This window comes from Streptomyces sp. NPDC054770, assembly GCF_053611985.1.
Window position 1 is genome coordinate 57,613 of record NZ_JBSHBL010000032.1, and the last position, 15,651, is coordinate 73,263.

Below are 15,651 nucleotides of genomic sequence, written 5' to 3' on the forward strand. Positions count from 1 at the left end.
CCACCACTATGTGACGCGACGGATGCGTCGACGACTGGCCTCTCAGGGGGAAGCCGGCGTCGGTGCAAAGGGGTGCGTCCGCTCTACGGAGCCATGCTCGCCGCCGTCCGGGGAGGGGACTTCACCGCATGAAGCGGACCTTACGCACGACCGTGCTCACGGTCGGTGCGCTCATCGCCGCGCTCGGCCTGCCGGCCGGCGCGGCCCATGCAGACGACGCACCCAGAATCGATCTACGCGTGTTGCTGGTCAGCGACGGCGGACCGTCGACCGCCGCCATCGCGGCCGAACTGACCGATGACGGCACCCCGTTCACCGAGATCGACCTGACGCAGTCCGGACGCCAGGTCATCGACGCGGAATTCCTCGCGGACACCGTCGACGGACGGGCCCGCGCCAAGTTCCAGGCCGTCGCTCTGCCCAACGACAACCCGTTCGCGACCGGTTCGACCGAGATGGCCGCGCTCACAGCGTACGAACAGGTTTACCAGATACCCCAGGTCGATGCCTATACCTACGCGCGTCCACAAGCCGGTCTCCAGTACCCGGTCGGCAGCACCGGCTACTCCGGCAGCATCGACGGCACCCAGGCCGACGTGACGGCCGCGGGCGAGGCAGGCCCCTTCGGCTACCTCGACGGCACCGTCCCCTTCGAGGACAACGACCCCTCCGTCGGTGAGAGTTATGCCTACCTCGCGCAGCCGGCGGCCGGCGCCGACTTCACCCCCTACGTCGAGGCGACCATCCCCGGGTCGTCCACCAAGGGCTCCCTGGTCGGCGAGTACCGGCACGACGGCCGGCGCGAGCTCGTCGTGACCTTCGTCTACAACCAGTACCAGGAGCAGTTCCGGCTGCTGGCGCGCGGCATCGTCGAGTGGATGACCGGCGGGGTGCACCTGGGCGCCTCCCGCAACTACTTCGCCGTGCACGTGGACGACGTGTTCGCCGAGGACGACCGCTGGGACAGCGAGCTCAACTGCACGCCCGGCGACGTCGACTGCACCGACTCCGACGCCGAGGCCGACCCGATCCGGATGACGGCCGCCGACGTCGACTACGCGGTGGCCTGGGAGCAGAGCAACAACTTCACCTTCGACCTCGCCTTCAACGGCTCCGGCAGCGTCGACCAGCGCGACGACAACAACGGCGTCGACCAGCTCGCCGACAAGCTGATCGCGGACAAGAACGACTTCCGCTGGATCAACCACACCTACACGCACGCCTTCCTCGGCTGCGTGCAGAACACCGCCGTGGTGCCCTGGGTGTGCGAGACCAACGCCGACGGCAGCACCCAGTGGGTCGCCGAGAACGACATCTCGGACGAGATCGCCAACAACCGTGTCTGGGCCGAGACCAACGGACTCCCCCTGGAGAACGACGAGTTGGTGACCGGCGAGCACTCCGGGATGCGGATCCTGCCGCAGCAGCCCGACGACAACCCGAACCTGGCGCCCGCTCTCGCCGCCAACGGCATCGACTGGCTCGGCTCCGACAACTCCCGTGACCCGCAGCAGCGTCAGGTCGGCGGGGCCGAGACCGTGCCCCGCTACCCGATGAACATCTTCTACAACGCGGGCAAGGCCGCCGAGGAGGTCGACGAGTACAACTGGCTGTACACCAGCCGTGCCCAGGGCGGCAGCGGTATCTGCGAGGACAACCCGGCCACCACCACCTGTCTGTCGGCGCCGCTGGACACCAGCACCGGCTACACCGGCCAGATCGTGCCGCTGGAGACCCGGATCGACCTCGGGCACGTGCTGTCCAACGACCCCCGGCCGCACTACATCCACCAGTCGAACCTGACCGAGGACCGCATCGCCTACCCGGTGCTGAACGGCGTACTCGACGGCTACCGGGCCCTGTTCGCGGACAACACCCCCGTGGTGAACCTGCGGATGAAGGACATCGGCACCGAGCTGAAGCGCCGGGCGGACTGGCAGGCCGCGCTCCAGGCCGGCCAGGTCACCGCCTACCGCATCGGCGACGCCGTGACCGTCGAGGCACCGGCCGGCCTGGAGGTCACCGCGACCCTGCCGACCGGGACCACGGTGGGCGGCGCCGCGTTCGGCTCGGCGTACGCGGGCGCGGTCTCCGGCTGGACCGCGTCGACGGGCGACCCGATCAGCCTCACCCTCCCCGCCACCACGGCGACCCCGGCTGTCACGGCGTCCGACGGCTCCGCCCCGGCCACGGATCCCGCACCCGGCACCCGGGTCCCGGCGGGGGTGGCCGATCCGGTCACCGCCACCGTCACCAACTGAACAGCGCTCCGCCGCACCGACGACCGAAGCACCGACAGATCCGCGGTTCCGGCCGCCCGCCGGCGGCCGGAACCGGCACGACCACCCCCCACAACTCGGCCGTGGAGCACCCGATGTCCCTTCCCGACGGCGCGCCGCCCACCCGCACTACGCGCGTCACCCTGCTCACCGAGGGCACCTACCCGCACAGTCACGGCGGTGTCAGCGTCTGGTGCGACCAACTGGTGCAGGGCATGCCCGACATGGACTTCGACGTGGTCGCCGTCACCGGCACCGGACGCGAGCCCGTCGTCTGGGAGTTGCCCGCGCACGTCTCCCAGGTGTGGTCCGTGCCGATGTGGGGCGACCCGCCCGCGGGCCGGGCGCCCCGGGGCCGGGCCCGCCGTGAACTCACCGACGCCTACGGCCGGTTCCTCGCCGCGGTGCTCGACCCGCGGGAGGAGAACGGCTTCCCGGCCGCCCTGTACTCCATGGCCCGCGCCGCGGCGGACGGTACGCTCAGTCCCTTCCTGCGCTCGGACCCGGCGATCACCGTCCTGACCTCGCTGTGGAACCGGCCCGGCGTCGCCGTGCGCGAGGCCCGGCCCACCCTGCACGACGCGCTCACCGCGACCGCGCTCCTGGAGCACGCCCTGCGCCCGCTGACCGCTCCGCTGCCGGAGACCGGCGTCGCGCACGCGGTGAGCGGGGGCGTCGCCGCGCTGCCGGGGCTGGCCGCGCTGGAACAGCACGGGGTCCCGCTGCTGCTCACCGAGCACGGCGTCTACCTGCGAGAACGCTACCTCGGCTATCGCACCGCGCCCTACCGCTGGCCGGTCAAGGCGGTCGTGCTCGGCTTCTTCCGGCTGCTGGCCCACGAGTCCTACCGCAAGGCGGCCCTGATCACCCCCGGCAACCGCTACAACCGGCTCTGGGAGGAGGAGGGCGGCGCCGACCCGGAGTCCATCCGCACCGTGTACAACGGCGTCGACCCGGCCGCGTTCCCGGCGGCCGGACCGGAGCCGGAGGTGCCCACGCTCAGCTGGGCGGGCCGGGTGGACCCCATCAAGGACCTGGAGACCCTGATCCGGGCCTTCGCCCTGGTCCGCGCTCAACTCCCGGAAGCGCGGCTGCGGTTGTTCGGCGGCACGCCCCGGGGCGGCGAGGCCTACCGGGAGCGCTGCGCGGCGCTGGCCGCCGAACTCGGGCACGGCGACGCCGTCACCTTCGAGGGCCGCGTCGACGACATCAAGGACGCCTACGCGGCCGGCAACGTCGTGATGCTCTCCAGCATCAGCGAGGGCTTCCCGTTCACCCTGATCGAGGCCATGTCCTGCGGGCGGGCCACCGTCTCCACCGACGTCGGCGGGGTCCGGGAGGCGGTCGGCGACACCGGGCTGGTCGTCGCCCCCAGGGATCCGGCGGCGATGGCCGCGGCCGCCCTCGAACTGCTGGCGGATCCGGCGCGCCGCCGGGCGATGGGCGAGGCGGCCCGGCTGCGGGTGATCGAGCAGTTCACGCTCCGGCAGACCATCGACACCTTCCGGGCCATCTACCTCGAACTGCCCGACCGGGCAAGGGAGTCGGCGGCGGCAGCGCCAGTCCCGGCCGAGCCGCCGGCCGCGTCCGTCTCCGGGAGCGTGGCCCGGTGAGCGGACCGATGTCCCTGGAACCCGGCGGCTCCGAACAGGAGACGCTGGCCCTGCGCCTGGCCGAGCCCCGGCCGCCGCGCCGCCGCCGGCCGCGCTGGGCCCTGGACGACACCACGCTGACCATCCGGCTGCCCCGGCGCGGCCCGGACGAGGACGCGGTCAGCGAGCTCGCCGCCGAACTCGCCGACCGCATCGGCCCCGCCGTCCACGCCTACGAGGTGGCCGCCCTGCTGGAGTCGGAGGGGCTGTCGGCCGCCGTGATCAACGAGCGGTACGGCCACCCGAACCTGTTCTCGCTCGCCTCCGCGCTCTACGAGCGCGTGCCCAGGACCTTCCCGGAACCCGCGCCCGCGGCCGACCCGTGGCGCCCGGACACCGTGCGCTGCCTGCTGCGCGGGGTGCTGTTCGCGCTGCCCGGACTGGCCTATCTGCTGACCGCGCCGCTGTGGAACGCGGGCGGGCAGGCCCCGGCCCTGATCGTGGCGGGGCTGGTGTCCTGGGCGTGGGGGCAGGCCCTGGGCCACCGCGCCCACCTGCGGATGGTGAGCGGACGGCGCGAGGCCGGCCGTACCCTCCTGCGCGGCGCTCCGGTCGGGGCGGTGCTGGCCACGGGGGCGGCCGCCGTGGCCGCCGGGGGCGGACCGGTCGTCCTGGCCGCGGCGGCCCAGTCGGGCTACCTGGCCGCGGCGGGCGTGCTCCTGGTACTGGCCAGGGAGCGGCTGCTGCTGGCCGCGCTCAGCCCGCTGATCGCGGGTGCGGCCGTGCTGCCCTGGTGGGAGCCGGGCCGCGTGCTGCGGGCGGGGCTGCCGCTGCTGGCCCTGACCGCCACGCTCGGCGTCACCGGCTGGGTCCTGTGGCGCACCCTCGCCGTGCCGGCCGCCGCCGCGGCGGGCCGGCCCAGGGTGCTGTGGTCGCTGCCCTACGGCCTGTTCGGTCTGTCGGCCGGGGTGCTGGTGCTCCTGGAGGGGCTCCGGGAGCCGCACGCGCCGTACGCGGTGATCGCCCTGACGGTGAGCATGGGTCCGGCGGAGTGGCTGCTGTACCGCTATCGCGGGCTGTCGGTCGCCGCATTGCGCGCGACCGCCACCCCGGCCGGGTTCCTGCTGCGCTCCGCCGGGATCCTCGCCCTCTGCCTCCTGCTGTACCTGCTGCCGCTGCTGCCCGCCGCCCTGGTCACGGGCGCCGACCCGGCCGCCCTGCTGCTGCTCGCGGCCACCCTGTGGACCGCGCTGCTGCTCCAGGCGTTCGGCGCGGCCTGGCCGTCGGCCGGGCTCTGTCTCACCGCCGCCGCCGTCGCCGGCGCGGCCACCCTGCTTCGCCTCCCCGGGGCCGGTCTCGCCCTGCCGCTGTGCTGCGGCGCCGCCGCGCTCTGTCTGGCGGCCTGTGCCCTGGCGCTGCTCGGCCGCCCCGCCCCGCACGGATAGTCACTCCCCCCACGCACAACCGACTGGAAGGACACCGCAGTTGACCTCCCAACCGCTCGCCGCCGTCACCGGGGCCGAGGGTTTCATCGGTTCGCACCTCACCGAGGCGCTGGTCGCCTCGGGGCACCGGGTGCGGGCCATGGCCCAGTACAACTCCTTCTCCTCCTACGGCTGGCTGGAGACCCTCGCCCCGGACGTCCTGGACCAGGTGGAGATCGTCCTCGGCGACGTCCGGGACCCCGGCTCGGTCCGCGGCCTGCTCGAAGGCGCCGACACCGCCTACCATCTGGCCGCGCTGATCGCGATCCCGTACTCCTACCGGGCCCCGCACAGCTACGTGGACACCAACGTCACCGGCACCCTGAACGTCCTGGAGGCGGTCCGCGCGCTCGGCACGCCCCGGCTGGTGCACACCTCGACCAGCGAGACGTACGGCACCGCGCGGACCGTGCCGATCACCGAGGACCACCCGATCAACACCCAGTCCCCGTACGCCGCTTCGAAGGCCGGCGGGGACCGGCTCGCGGACAGCTACCACGCCAGCTTCGACACCCCGGTGGTGACGCTGCGGCCGTTCAACACGTTCGGGCCACGGCAGTCGATGCGCGCGGTGATCCCCACGGTCATCGGACAGCTCGCCGCCGGGGAAAGGACGATCACCCTCGGCGACCTGCGCCCCACCCGGGACTTCCTGTTCGTCAAGGACACCGCCCAGGCGTTCCTCGCGGTCGGCACCGCGCCCGCCGACCAGGTGGTGGGCCGCACCTTCAACGCCGGTACCGGCACGGAGATCTCGGTCGGCGACCTGGTCGCGCTGATCGGCAAGGTCATGGACACCGCCGTCGACGTCCGCGCGGACGAGGCCCGGATCCGGCCGCCGGGCTCGGAGGTGATGCGGCTGGTCGCCGACGCGAGCAGGCTCACGGCGGCCACCGGCTGGCGGCCCGCGCACTCCCTGGAGGAGGGCCTCGCGCAGACCGCCGGGTTCTTCCGCGACCCGGCCAACCTCGCCCGCTACAAGACCGGCATCTACAACATCTGACCTCGTCCGGCACGTCTGCGCACGTATACGAAGGAGGAGCCCCATGCACGCAGTGATCCTGGCCGGAGGCAAGGGCGTCCGGCTGCGTCCCTACACCACCGCGCTGCCCAAACCGCTCGTCCCCATCGGCGACCAGCACGCGATCCTGGAGATCGTGTTACGCCAGCTCTCCACGGCCGGCTTCACCAGCGTCACCCTCGCCATCGGCCATCTCGGCGAGATCATCCGCGCCTATGTCGGCGACGGTTCCCAGTGGGGTGTGACCGTCGACTACGCCACCGAGGAGAGCCCGCTGGGCACCATGGGCCCGCTGCTCAACCTGCGCCACCGGCTGCCCGAGACGTTCCTGGTGATGAACGGCGACATCCTGACCGATCTCGACTACGCCGACGTCCTCGCCCGGCACAGAGCCTCCGGTGCCCCGCTGACCATCGCCACCTACGCCCGCAAGGTCCACATCGACTTCGGGGTGCTGACCACCGACGACAGCAAGGTCGTCGCGTTCACCGAGAAGCCGAGCGTGGACTACCGCGTCTCGATGGGCGTCTACGGGCTGTCCCGAGCCACCCTCGACGACTACACGCCCGGACTCCCGCTCGGCTTCGACGAGTTGGTGATCGACCTGCTGCAGGCCGGAACCCCGCCGCACGCCTACGAGTTCGACGGGTACTGGCTGGACATCGGCCGCCCGGACGACTACGACCGGGCCAACGCCGAGTTCACCACCCGCAAGTCGCTTCTGCTCAAGGGAGCCTGAGCTCGTCATGCGCATTCTCGTCCTGGGCCGCACCGGCTATCTGGGCACCCATGTCGCCGCGGGGCTGCGGGCCGTGCCCGGCGCACAGGTCCTCGGCGGCGGCCGCTCGGCCGGTGCGGAGCACGGCGTGGAGCACCGCGTCGACCTCGCCACCGTCCGTCCCGAACAGCTGGCCAAGACCCTGGCGGCGGTCGCGCCCGACGCCGTGGTCAACTGCGCGGGCGCGACCGGCGGCGACGCGGTCGCCCTCGCCGAGCTCAACGCCCGCGGCCCGGCGGTGCTGTGCGCCGCGCTGCGCGACGCGGCCCCGGCGGCCCGCCTGGTGCACCTGGGTTCGGCCGCCGAGTACGGCCCGGGCACCCCGGACGTCCTGGTGACCGAGTCGGCGCCCACCAGCCCGGTGGGCCCGTACGGTGCGACCAAGCTCGCGGGCACGGTCGCGGTGACCGCGGCGGGCCTGGACGCGGTGGTGCTGCGGGTGGGCAACCCGGTGGGGCCCGGGGCGCCGGCCGCCTCGCTGCCCGGCCGGATCACCGCGCTGCTCCGCGAGGCGGGGCCGGACGCCGCGGCAGTGCTGCGGCTCGGGGACCTGTCGGCGTACCGCGACTTCGTGGACGTACGGGACGTGGCCCGTGCGGTGGTGCTGGCGGCCACCGCGCCCGGACCGCTGCCGCCCGTTCTCAACGTCGGCGGCGGCCGGGCCGTCCCGGTGCGCGAGCTGGTGCACGCCCTGGCCGGCCGGGCCGGCTTCCGGGGCCGTGTCGAGGAGAGCACGACCGGCTCGGTGCGCTCGGCGCGGGTGTCGTGGCAGTGCTCCGACATCTCCGCCGCCGGGCGGGCCCTGGGCTGGCGCCCCGCCCACACCCTGGACGACGCGCTCACCGCGCTGTGGGAGAGCGACGGTACCCGGTGAGCCTGCTGATTCCGCTGTACGTGCACCCCGCCGAGGACCCGGGCGCCTGGCACCGCCTGATCACCGCCGCGCACCGCACCTACGGCGTGGTCCTCAACCCGGCCAACGGCCCCGGCGACCGCCCCGACCCGGCGTTCACCGCGGCGGCCGACGCGCTGCGGACGGCCGGGGCGCTCCTGCTGGGGTACGTCGACACCGACTACGGCATGCGCGGCCAGGTCCAGGTCACCGAGGACATGCGCCGGCACGAGGAGTGGTACGCGGCCGACGGCTGCTTCCTCGACCGGGTGACGGCGACCCCGCAGGCCCTGCCCGCCTGCCGCAGACTGGTGCGCGCCGTACGGAAGGCGGGCGCCGGGACGGTGGTGCTCAACCCGGGCGTCCACCCGGCGCCGGGATACCTCCGGCTCGCCGATCTGACCGTCACCTTCGAGGGCCACTGGTCCACGTACGTCTCGGCGTTCACCCGCCCGGCGTGGGCCGGCCGGCCGCAGCCGGAGCGGCTGTGCCACCTGGTCTACGGCGTGCCCGAGGCCCTGGTCCCGCTGGCCGTGCGCACCGCGCACCAGCGGGGCGCGGCGGTCTGCGGCCCGGTGACGGGCGAACCTCCCAACCCTTGGGCCCAGTTGACACCGGCGCTGACCGGGGCGGAGGCGGAACGATGAGGACCCCCGCACGGCCGCGGGCCCGGAGCCTGCTGCCCGTCGCCCTGACCGCGGCACTCCTGGCGGGCTGCTCCGCGCACCCCGGCTCCCCCGCCCCGGACCCGTCCTCGTCCAAGGGCTCCCCCACGGCCGGCCCTGCCGCGGCGGTCTGGAAGCCAAAACCCGGCCTGGCCTGGCAGTGGCAGCTGGACGGAGAGGTCAAGCCGACGGTGGACGTACCTGTCTACGACATCGACGGCTTCGAGAACTCCAAGGGGGACGTGGCCGCGCTGCACCGGGCCGGCCGGAAGGTCATCTGTTACGTCAACGTCGGCGCGTGGGAGAACTTCCGGCCCGACAAGGACGACTTCCCCCGCTCGGTGCTCGGGAAGAACAACGGCTGGGCGGGGGAACGATGGCTGGACATCCGCAAGGTGTCCGTACTGCGGCCGATCATGGAGCGGCGCTTCGACATGTGCCGTGACAAGGGCTTCGACGCGGTCGAGCCCGACCTGGTGGAGGGCTACGGCAACGACACCGGGTTCCCGCTCACCGCCGCCGACCAGCTTCGCTACAACCGCATGATCGCGGACATCGCCCATGAACGCGGCCTGTCCGTGGGCCTCAAGAACGACCTTCCGCAGATCCCGCAACTGCTCGCCGACTTCGACTTCGCGGTCGACGAGGAGTGCGCGCAGTACGACGAGTGCGCGCTCCTCACCCCGTTCATCAAGGCGGACAAGGCGGTGTTCCACGTGGAGTACAAGGAGCCGACCAGCGCCTTCTGCGCCGAGTCCCGGCGGCTGGGCCTGTCGTCGATGCAGAAGAAACTGGAACTGGGGGTGTGGCGCAAGCCCTGCTGACGGCACCCGCGGGAGTCCCCCTCCGGACAGTCCCCAGCGTCCCGGCCCTCCCTGATATTCCGTGACGCTCCTCGCACTCACCAGGTACTTGCTTGCGTAGTAAAGTACTCACGAGACGAAAGCAAGCCGCACGACCTGGTTCGGCATGCCGTCTTCGCCATGCCACCGAGGAGACGTCATGAAGGAATGGCACCGCATCGCCCTGGGCGCAGTCCTCACCGCCGCCCTCGGCGGCCTGACCATCGCCGGCGCCGCGGCGAACGCGGAACCCTCCACCGAGACCGCCGCCGTGTCGGCGGTGGCTGCCCAGTTCCACAACGGCGAGTCCGCACGGGTCGCGGCCGACAAGAGGGTGGTGCAGGCGTTCATCGCGGACGTCCTCGACGCGCACCACGGAGAGCGCGCCGGCCGCTACTTCACCCCGGACGTGCAGTGGCACGGCGGCACCGCCGGTGACTTCGCCGGACGCGACAGCGTCGCCGGGCTCATCTCGGGACTGGTGACCTCGATCCCCGACCTGCACGTCTCCGCGCAGGACATCGTCGCCCAGGGCGACAAGGTCGTCGTCCGCGCCGTCGTCACCGGCACACAGAGGGGCCCGCTGCTGGGCATACCGGCCGGCAACCGGGCCCTGAGGTGGGACGCCGTCGACGTCTTCCAGGTACGGAACGGCAGGATCAGCGCGGAGTGGGCCGGCGAGGACCTCACCGCGATCCCCGACGACACCGGCACCTACCAGGCGCCCTGGATCCAGTGATCCGTTCCGGCACGGCCACCCCCTGAGAGTTGGTGGAATATTCAACCACCTGGATCCGTTGTCGGCGGCGAAGGAGGTCACGTGGACACGACGTACTACGACCAGGGAACCGCCGCCGAACGCTGGGTCCGGGCCCAGCTGTTCTTCGACGCCAAGGACTACGCGGGCGCCGCGCGGGTGCTCGCCGGGCTGGTCGAGGAGGTGCCGGAGCAGACCGGACCCCGGCTGCTGCTGGCACGCGCCTACTACCACTCGGCCCAACTGCGCCGCGCCGAGGCAGAGTTGCGCGAGATCGTCGAGCGCGACCCGGTGGAGCACTACGCCCGGCTGATGCTGGGCCGTACGCTCCAGCGGCAGGCCCGGCACGAGGAGGCGGAGCCGCATCTGCGGATCGCCTCGGCGCTGGCCGGGGACTTTCCCGAAGACTGAGCACCGGTGCCGAAGGGCCCCTGGAACCGCCGCGGTTCCAGGGGCCCTTCGGCCGTCACCACGGCGTGGCCGCGTGCAGGACCAGGAACAGGGTGACGGCCGGGCCGGTCACGCGGTCGGCGGCAGGACCAGCGGCAGCAGGACGAAGACCCCCATGGGCGGTCAGTCTTCCGTACCGCCGTGGTCCGCGGGCGTGGTGTTCCGGGTGTTCACCCGGCCCGGCCCGGCGGCCTCCAGCAGGGCCCGCAGCACCTGCTCGTCACCGGGCGGCAGGGCGGTGACGAAGCTGGTGAGCACCGCCTCGCGGTCCCGTTCGCCGTCGAGGAGACGGCGCATCCGCAGGGCGGCGAGGCTGGCCACGTCGGCGGTCGGCGTCCACAGGAAGGAACGGCCCTGCCGCTCGCGGGCGACGACGTCCTTGGCGAGCAGCCGGGTCAGGATGGTCACGACGGTGGTGTGGGCGAGGTCGCCGCCGAGCCGCTCCTGCACCCAGGCGGCGGTGACGGGACCGCCGGCCTCGCGCAGCGCGCCCAGCACCTGGCCCTCCAGTTCCCCCTGCCCCCGCCGGACCCGCGCCATGGTCCCGTCTCCCTCCGGCGTAGGCGTGTGGTGACACGCGCGTCGGCGTGTCCGTCCACGCTACTTCACGCCGGCGCCGCCCCCGTGGGATCGCCGCCCGCCTCGGTGTGCGATCTCACCGAGCACGATGTCCACGGCCAGAAAGGCGGCCAGCGGGATCCCGAGCAGCGGCACGAAGTAGCCGAGGACCGCGATCACCGCCATCGCCGGGACGAGGAGGTACGGCGGGACCTCCGCCCAGGCCCCGCGCGGGATCGGCCGGCCGAAGGAGGAGCCGCGGCCGCGCTGCCACCACATGCGGTAGCCCCACAGGATCAGCAGGATCAGGGAGAGTGCGAGCAGGGCCAGGGCGAGCTGGTTGACGAGGCCGAAGAGGATGCCGGTGTGCAGGTCGATGCCCCAGCGGGTGAGTTTGGCGAGGACCGGGTAGTCGGCGAAGCGCAGGACGTCGGTCACCTCGCCGGTGCTCGGGTCCACGGCGACGGAGTCCTGCTTCTCGGGCCAGCTGCGCTGGACCTGCCTGACCACGTAGGCGCTGTCCGCGTCGGCGGGCGGGACGATCTCGACGGGGTCGCCGAGCCCTTCGCCGCGGGCGGCCGCCAGCACCTTGTCCAGGCCGACTCCGTGCTCGGCGTCACCGCCGGTCCCGGCCGCCGTACCGTGTCCCGCGTGCTCGCCGCCGCTCGCGGCCGCCGAGACGGACGGGGTGGCCTGGCCCAGGGAGGTGCGCAGCTCGTCGATGTTGGCGCCGGCGTAGGTGGACCAGGTCAGGCCTGTCGCCGAGAGGAAGACGAAGCCGGCCGCGGCCCAGACGCCGACGGTGCCGTGCAGGCCCAGGGTCCGCCGCCGCCCGCTGGTGCCGCGCACCTTGCGCAGCGCCCGCCGCCGGGAGAACCACAGCACCAGGCCGCCGCCCGCGATCACCCACAGCCAGCTCGCCGCGAACTCGCTGTAGAGCCGTCCGGTGTCGCCGAGGTGGAGGTCGCGGTGGAGTTCGTCGATCCAGGTGCGCAGCGGCAGCGCGCCCGTCGAACCGTACTGTTCGAGCGCGCCGCGCACCTTGCCGGTGTACGGGTCGACGAACACCGCGAGGGTGTGGTCCGGGTCCACGCCCGCGACGCCCGACAGCAGCACCCTGGTGGTCGCGTCCGCCTCGGGCGACGGCCGTATCGCGGAGACCGTGCCCTCCGGGTGGGCCTTGCGGGCGGCGGTGACCTGCTCGGAGATCGGCAGCTTGGTCTCGCCCACCGGGACGGTCAGCTCATGGGCGTACACCAGTTTCTCGGCCTGGAAGGAGAAGGCGTACAGCAGGCCGGTGGTGGCGGCGACGAGCAGGAAGGGGGCGACCAGGACGCCGGCGTAGAAGTGCAGGCGCAGGACGAGGGGGCGCAGCGGGGCCCAGCGGCTCGGGGACGCGGCCGGGACGGCGGGTTGCGGGGCCTCGTCCGATGGGGGTCCCCCCGATCGGGCGGAGCCGGGACTGGGGGAGGTCGGGGAAGCGGTGGACATCGGCGGCTGCTCCGGGGACTCGTGGCTGAGCGGTGACGGTCCAGTAGTCGGGGGGTGCGGGGGCCGAGTTCCCGGCAGCCCAAGTGACCCGCGTCACACTCCACTCCATGGCATGCTGGCGCGATGGCATCTCCCCGTGATCACGCACCCCTTGCCGAACGGATCGAGGAACTCCTCGGCCCGGGCGGCCCGTTGCCCATCGTCGCGGCCGGGGACCCGGTCCTGCGGCGCGGCGCCGAGCCGTACGACGGCCAGTTGGCCCCGGCCCTGCTGGCCCGGTTCGTCGAGGCGCTGCGCGTCACCATGCACGCGGCCCCGGGCGTCGGCCTGGCCGCACCCCAGGTCGGCGTCCCGCTCAGGATCGCCGTGATCGAGGACCCGGCGCCGGTGCCGGAGGAGGTGGCGGTGGCCCGGGGCCGGGTCCCGCAGCCGTTCCGGGTGCTGGTCAACCCGGCCTACGAGCCCGTCGGCACCGCCCGCGCCGCGTTCTTCGAGGGCTGCCTGAGCGTGCCGGGCTGGCAGGCGGTGGTGTCCCGGCACGCGAGCGTCCGGCTGACCGGCACGGATGAGCACGGGCACGCCCTGGACGAGGAGTTCACGGGCTGGCCGGCCCGCATCGTCCAGCACGAGACGGACCACCTCGACGGCATGCTGTACCTGGACCGGGCGGAGCTGCGCTCACTGTCGTCGAACGAGGCGATGGCAGCGCGCTGGACCCAGCCGACCCCGGCGACGGCGGCGGAGGCGCTGGGCTTCAAACTGACCTGAGCGTTCGGCGCCCCCTCAGGGGCGCGGGGAACTGCGCGACCAGCCCCCACCGGCCCGCAGCCTACCCACGCCCTTCCTCCCCCCTTCGGCCCTACCCCCGGTACGCCTCCAGCAGCCGCAGCCACACCTCACTCAACGTCGGATAAGACGGCACCGCATGCCACAGCCGGCTGATCGGCACCTGCCCGGCGACGGCGATCGTCGCCGAGTGGATCAGCTCGCCCACCCCCGGCCCCACGAAAGTGACCCCGCGCAGGATCTCCGTCTCCAGGTCGACGACCATCCGGGCGCGCCCCTTGTAGCCGTCGGCGTACAGCCCCGCCCCGGCGACGGAGGAGAACTCGACGTCGACGGCGCGGACCCGGTGCCCCGCCTGCTCGGCCTCCGCGAAGGAGAGCCCGACGGCCGCCGCCTCCGGCTCGGTGAAGACGACCTGCGGTACGGCACCGTGGTCGGCGGTGGCCACGTGCGCACCCCACGGCCCGTCCAGCAGCGGCGTGTCCGCCGCGCGCGCCGCGATCGCCGCGCCCGCGATCCGGGCCTGGTACTTGCCCTGGTGGGTCAGGAGCGCCCGATGGTTGACGTCCCCGACGGCGTAGAGCCAGTCGGTGCCCTCGACCAGCAGGGTGTCGTCGACCGACAGCCAGGAGCCCGGTTCCAGGCCGACCGTGCCGAGGCCGATGTCGTCGGTGTGCGGGACGCGCCCCGTGGCGAAGAGGATCTCGTCAGCCTCGATGCGGTCACCCGCGTCGGTCACGGCCACCACCGTGCCGTTCTCCCGGGTCACCGACTCGACGGAGGTACCGGTGCGGACGTCGACGCCGGCCTCCTTGAGCGCCTCGGCGACGAACTCACCGGCGAACGGCTCCATGCGGTTGAGCAGGCCCTTGCCGCGGACCAGCAGGGTGACCCGGGAGCCGAGCGCCTGCCAGGCGGTGGCCATCTCGGTGGCGACGACACCGCCGCCGACGACGATCAGCCGCCCGGGTGCCTCCTGGGCACTGGTGGCCTCGCGGCTGGTCCAGGGCTTCACCTCGGCGAGGCCGGGCAGGTCGGGCAGTTGGGCGCGGGTGCCGGTGGACACGGCGACCGCGTGCCGGGCGGTGAGGGTGGTGAGGGTGCCGTCGGGGCCGGTCACGGTGACCGTGCGGGGTCCGGCGAGGCGGCCGTGGCCGCGGTAGAGGTCGGCGCTGATGCCGTCCAGCCAGGCGACCTGGCCGTCGTCCTTCCAGTTCGAGGTGAAGTAGTTGCGGCGGGCGAGGACCGCCGGGGTGTCGAGGGGGCCCTGGACCGCCTGGGCGAGGCCGGGCAGGCGGCGGGCGTCGGCCTGGGCGATGACCGGGCGCAGCAGGGCCTTGCTGGGCATACAGGCCCAGTACGAGCATTCGCCGCCGACGAGTTCGCTCTCCACGACCGCGGTGGTGAGGCCGGCCGCACGGGTGCGGTCGGCGACGTTCTCCCCCACGGGCCCGGCCCCGAGCACCACGACGTCGTAAGCGATGGATTCCGTTTCCGTCATGGGGCCAGTCTTGCCGGTGGCGTGCGCCCGGGCCACACGGGTAGGGGGCGGAATACCTGCCCGGCCGGACATGTTGTGCGGACGGTTCCGCCCCGTCCCGGGGCGCCCCCCACGTCAGGAAGAGGGAAGCGCGCATGAGCAGCACCGTGGAGCTCACCAAGGAGAACTTCGACCAGACGGTCACCGAGAACGGGTTCGTCCTCATCGACTTCTGGGCGTCCTGGTGCGGCCCGTGCCGGATGTTCGCGCCGGTCTACGAGAAGGCCGCGCAGGACAACCCGGACCTGGTGTTCGGCAAGGTGGACACAGAGGCGCAGCCGGAGCTCGCGCAGGCCTTCGGGATCCAGTCGATCCCGACCCTGATGATCGTCCGTGACCAGGTCGCCGTCTTCGCCCAGCCGGGTGCGCTGCCGGAGGCCGCCCTGACGGACGTCATCGGCCAGGCCCGCAAGCTGGACATGGACGAGGTCCGCAAGAGCATCGCCGCGCAGCAGGGCAGCGCACAGGGCGAGTGAGACTCACTAACGTGCGTTAGAGCCATCAACGTGTGTTAGA

The 15,651-nt window shown here is 73.1% G+C and carries 15 protein-coding genes; 12 read left to right on the forward strand and 3 right to left on the reverse strand.

Translation table 11 applies throughout. The features are described from left to right. The first annotated feature begins 128 nt into the window (after nt 1-128). The 10 genes from ACWGKQ_RS26245 (at nt 129) to ACWGKQ_RS26290 (ending at nt 10,721) form a co-directional block, all read left to right on the forward strand. On the forward strand, nt 129-2,261 hold the full coding sequence (locus ACWGKQ_RS26245) for a hypothetical protein (protein ID WP_453294395.1): 2,133 nt from the start codon (nt 129-131) through the stop codon (nt 2,259-2,261). Nucleotides 2,262-2,374: 113 nt separating this feature from the next. Further along, nucleotides 2,375-3,892 (forward strand): GT4 family glycosyltransferase PelF, encoded by a 1,518-nt coding sequence (pelF, locus tag ACWGKQ_RS26250; protein ID WP_453294396.1) that lies wholly within the window; start codon nt 2,375-2,377, stop codon nt 3,890-3,892. Further along, nucleotides 3,889-5,316, forward strand: coding sequence for a hypothetical protein (locus ACWGKQ_RS26255; protein WP_453294397.1), 1,428 nt, complete (start codon nt 3,889-3,891; stop codon nt 5,314-5,316). Before pelF ends, ACWGKQ_RS26255 begins: the two co-directional genes overlap by 4 nt. A 40-nt stretch (nt 5,317-5,356) precedes the next feature. Continuing rightward, nucleotides 5,357-6,358: a GDP-mannose 4,6-dehydratase gene (locus tag ACWGKQ_RS26260; RefSeq protein WP_453294398.1), complete on the forward strand. Its 1,002-nt coding sequence runs from the start codon at nt 5,357-5,359 to the stop codon at nt 6,356-6,358. 43 nt (nt 6,359-6,401) lie between these two features. Next, on the forward strand, nt 6,402-7,115 hold the full coding sequence (locus ACWGKQ_RS26265; protein WP_453294399.1) for a nucleotidyltransferase family protein: 714 nt from the start codon (nt 6,402-6,404) through the stop codon (nt 7,113-7,115). A gap of 7 nt (nt 7,116-7,122) precedes the next feature. Next, complete coding sequence (locus tag ACWGKQ_RS26270; protein WP_453294400.1) at nt 7,123-8,028, forward strand: NAD-dependent epimerase/dehydratase family protein; 906 nt, start codon at nt 7,123-7,125, stop codon at nt 8,026-8,028. After that, nucleotides 8,025-8,693: a spherulation-specific family 4 protein gene (locus ACWGKQ_RS26275; protein WP_453294401.1), complete on the forward strand. Its 669-nt coding sequence runs from the start codon at nt 8,025-8,027 to the stop codon at nt 8,691-8,693. The genes ACWGKQ_RS26270 and ACWGKQ_RS26275 overlap by 4 nt, the downstream gene beginning before the upstream one ends. Further along, nucleotides 8,690-9,535 carry an endo alpha-1,4 polygalactosaminidase gene (locus tag ACWGKQ_RS26280; protein ID WP_453294402.1) on the forward strand — a complete coding sequence of 282 codons (846 nt, stop codon included), beginning with the start codon at nt 8,690-8,692 and terminating at the stop codon, nt 9,533-9,535. Before ACWGKQ_RS26275 ends, ACWGKQ_RS26280 begins: the two co-directional genes overlap by 4 nt. Before the next feature lie 178 nt (nt 9,536-9,713). Then, nucleotides 9,714-10,292 (forward strand): ester cyclase, encoded by a 579-nt coding sequence (locus tag ACWGKQ_RS26285; protein WP_453294403.1) that lies wholly within the window; start codon nt 9,714-9,716, stop codon nt 10,290-10,292. An 81-nt stretch (nt 10,293-10,373) separates the two neighbouring features. Continuing rightward, a complete protein-coding gene (locus ACWGKQ_RS26290) occupies nt 10,374-10,721 on the forward strand; it encodes a tetratricopeptide repeat protein (protein ID WP_453294404.1) in 348 nt (115 codons plus the stop codon). Between the two features lie 162 nt (nt 10,722-10,883). On the opposite strand, the gene ACWGKQ_RS26295 is transcribed toward ACWGKQ_RS26290, so the two are convergent. Both ACWGKQ_RS26295 and ACWGKQ_RS26300 read right to left on the reverse strand, forming a co-directional pair. After that, nucleotides 10,884-11,300: a BlaI/MecI/CopY family transcriptional regulator gene (locus ACWGKQ_RS26295; protein ID WP_453294405.1), complete on the reverse strand. Its 417-nt coding sequence runs from the start codon at nt 11,298-11,300 to the stop codon at nt 10,884-10,886. Nucleotides 11,301-11,360: 60 nt separating this feature from the next. Then, the gene (locus tag ACWGKQ_RS26300) at nt 11,361-12,809 is read right to left on the reverse strand and encodes a PepSY-associated TM helix domain-containing protein (RefSeq protein WP_453294406.1); all 1,449 of its coding nucleotides are present in this window, start codon (nt 12,807-12,809) and stop codon (nt 11,361-11,363) included. A gap of 123 nt (nt 12,810-12,932) precedes the next feature. Here ACWGKQ_RS26300 and ACWGKQ_RS26305 point away from each other — a divergent pair, with 123 nt between their 5' ends. After that, on the forward strand, nt 12,933-13,577 hold the full coding sequence (locus ACWGKQ_RS26305; RefSeq protein ID WP_453294407.1) for a peptide deformylase: 645 nt from the start codon (nt 12,933-12,935) through the stop codon (nt 13,575-13,577). A gap of 91 nt (nt 13,578-13,668) precedes the next feature. Here the strand turns inward: ACWGKQ_RS26305 and ACWGKQ_RS26310 are convergent, their stop codons facing one another. Then, nucleotides 13,669-15,096 (reverse strand): dihydrolipoyl dehydrogenase family protein, encoded by a 1,428-nt coding sequence (locus tag ACWGKQ_RS26310; RefSeq protein ID WP_453294408.1) that lies wholly within the window; start codon nt 15,094-15,096, stop codon nt 13,669-13,671. Nucleotides 15,097-15,230: 134 nt separating this feature from the next. Between ACWGKQ_RS26310 and trxA the strand changes: the two genes are divergently transcribed. Then, nucleotides 15,231-15,611, forward strand: coding sequence for a thioredoxin (gene trxA, locus ACWGKQ_RS26315; protein ID WP_453294409.1), 381 nt, complete (start codon nt 15,231-15,233; stop codon nt 15,609-15,611). Nucleotides 15,612-15,651: the final 40 nt, after the last annotated feature.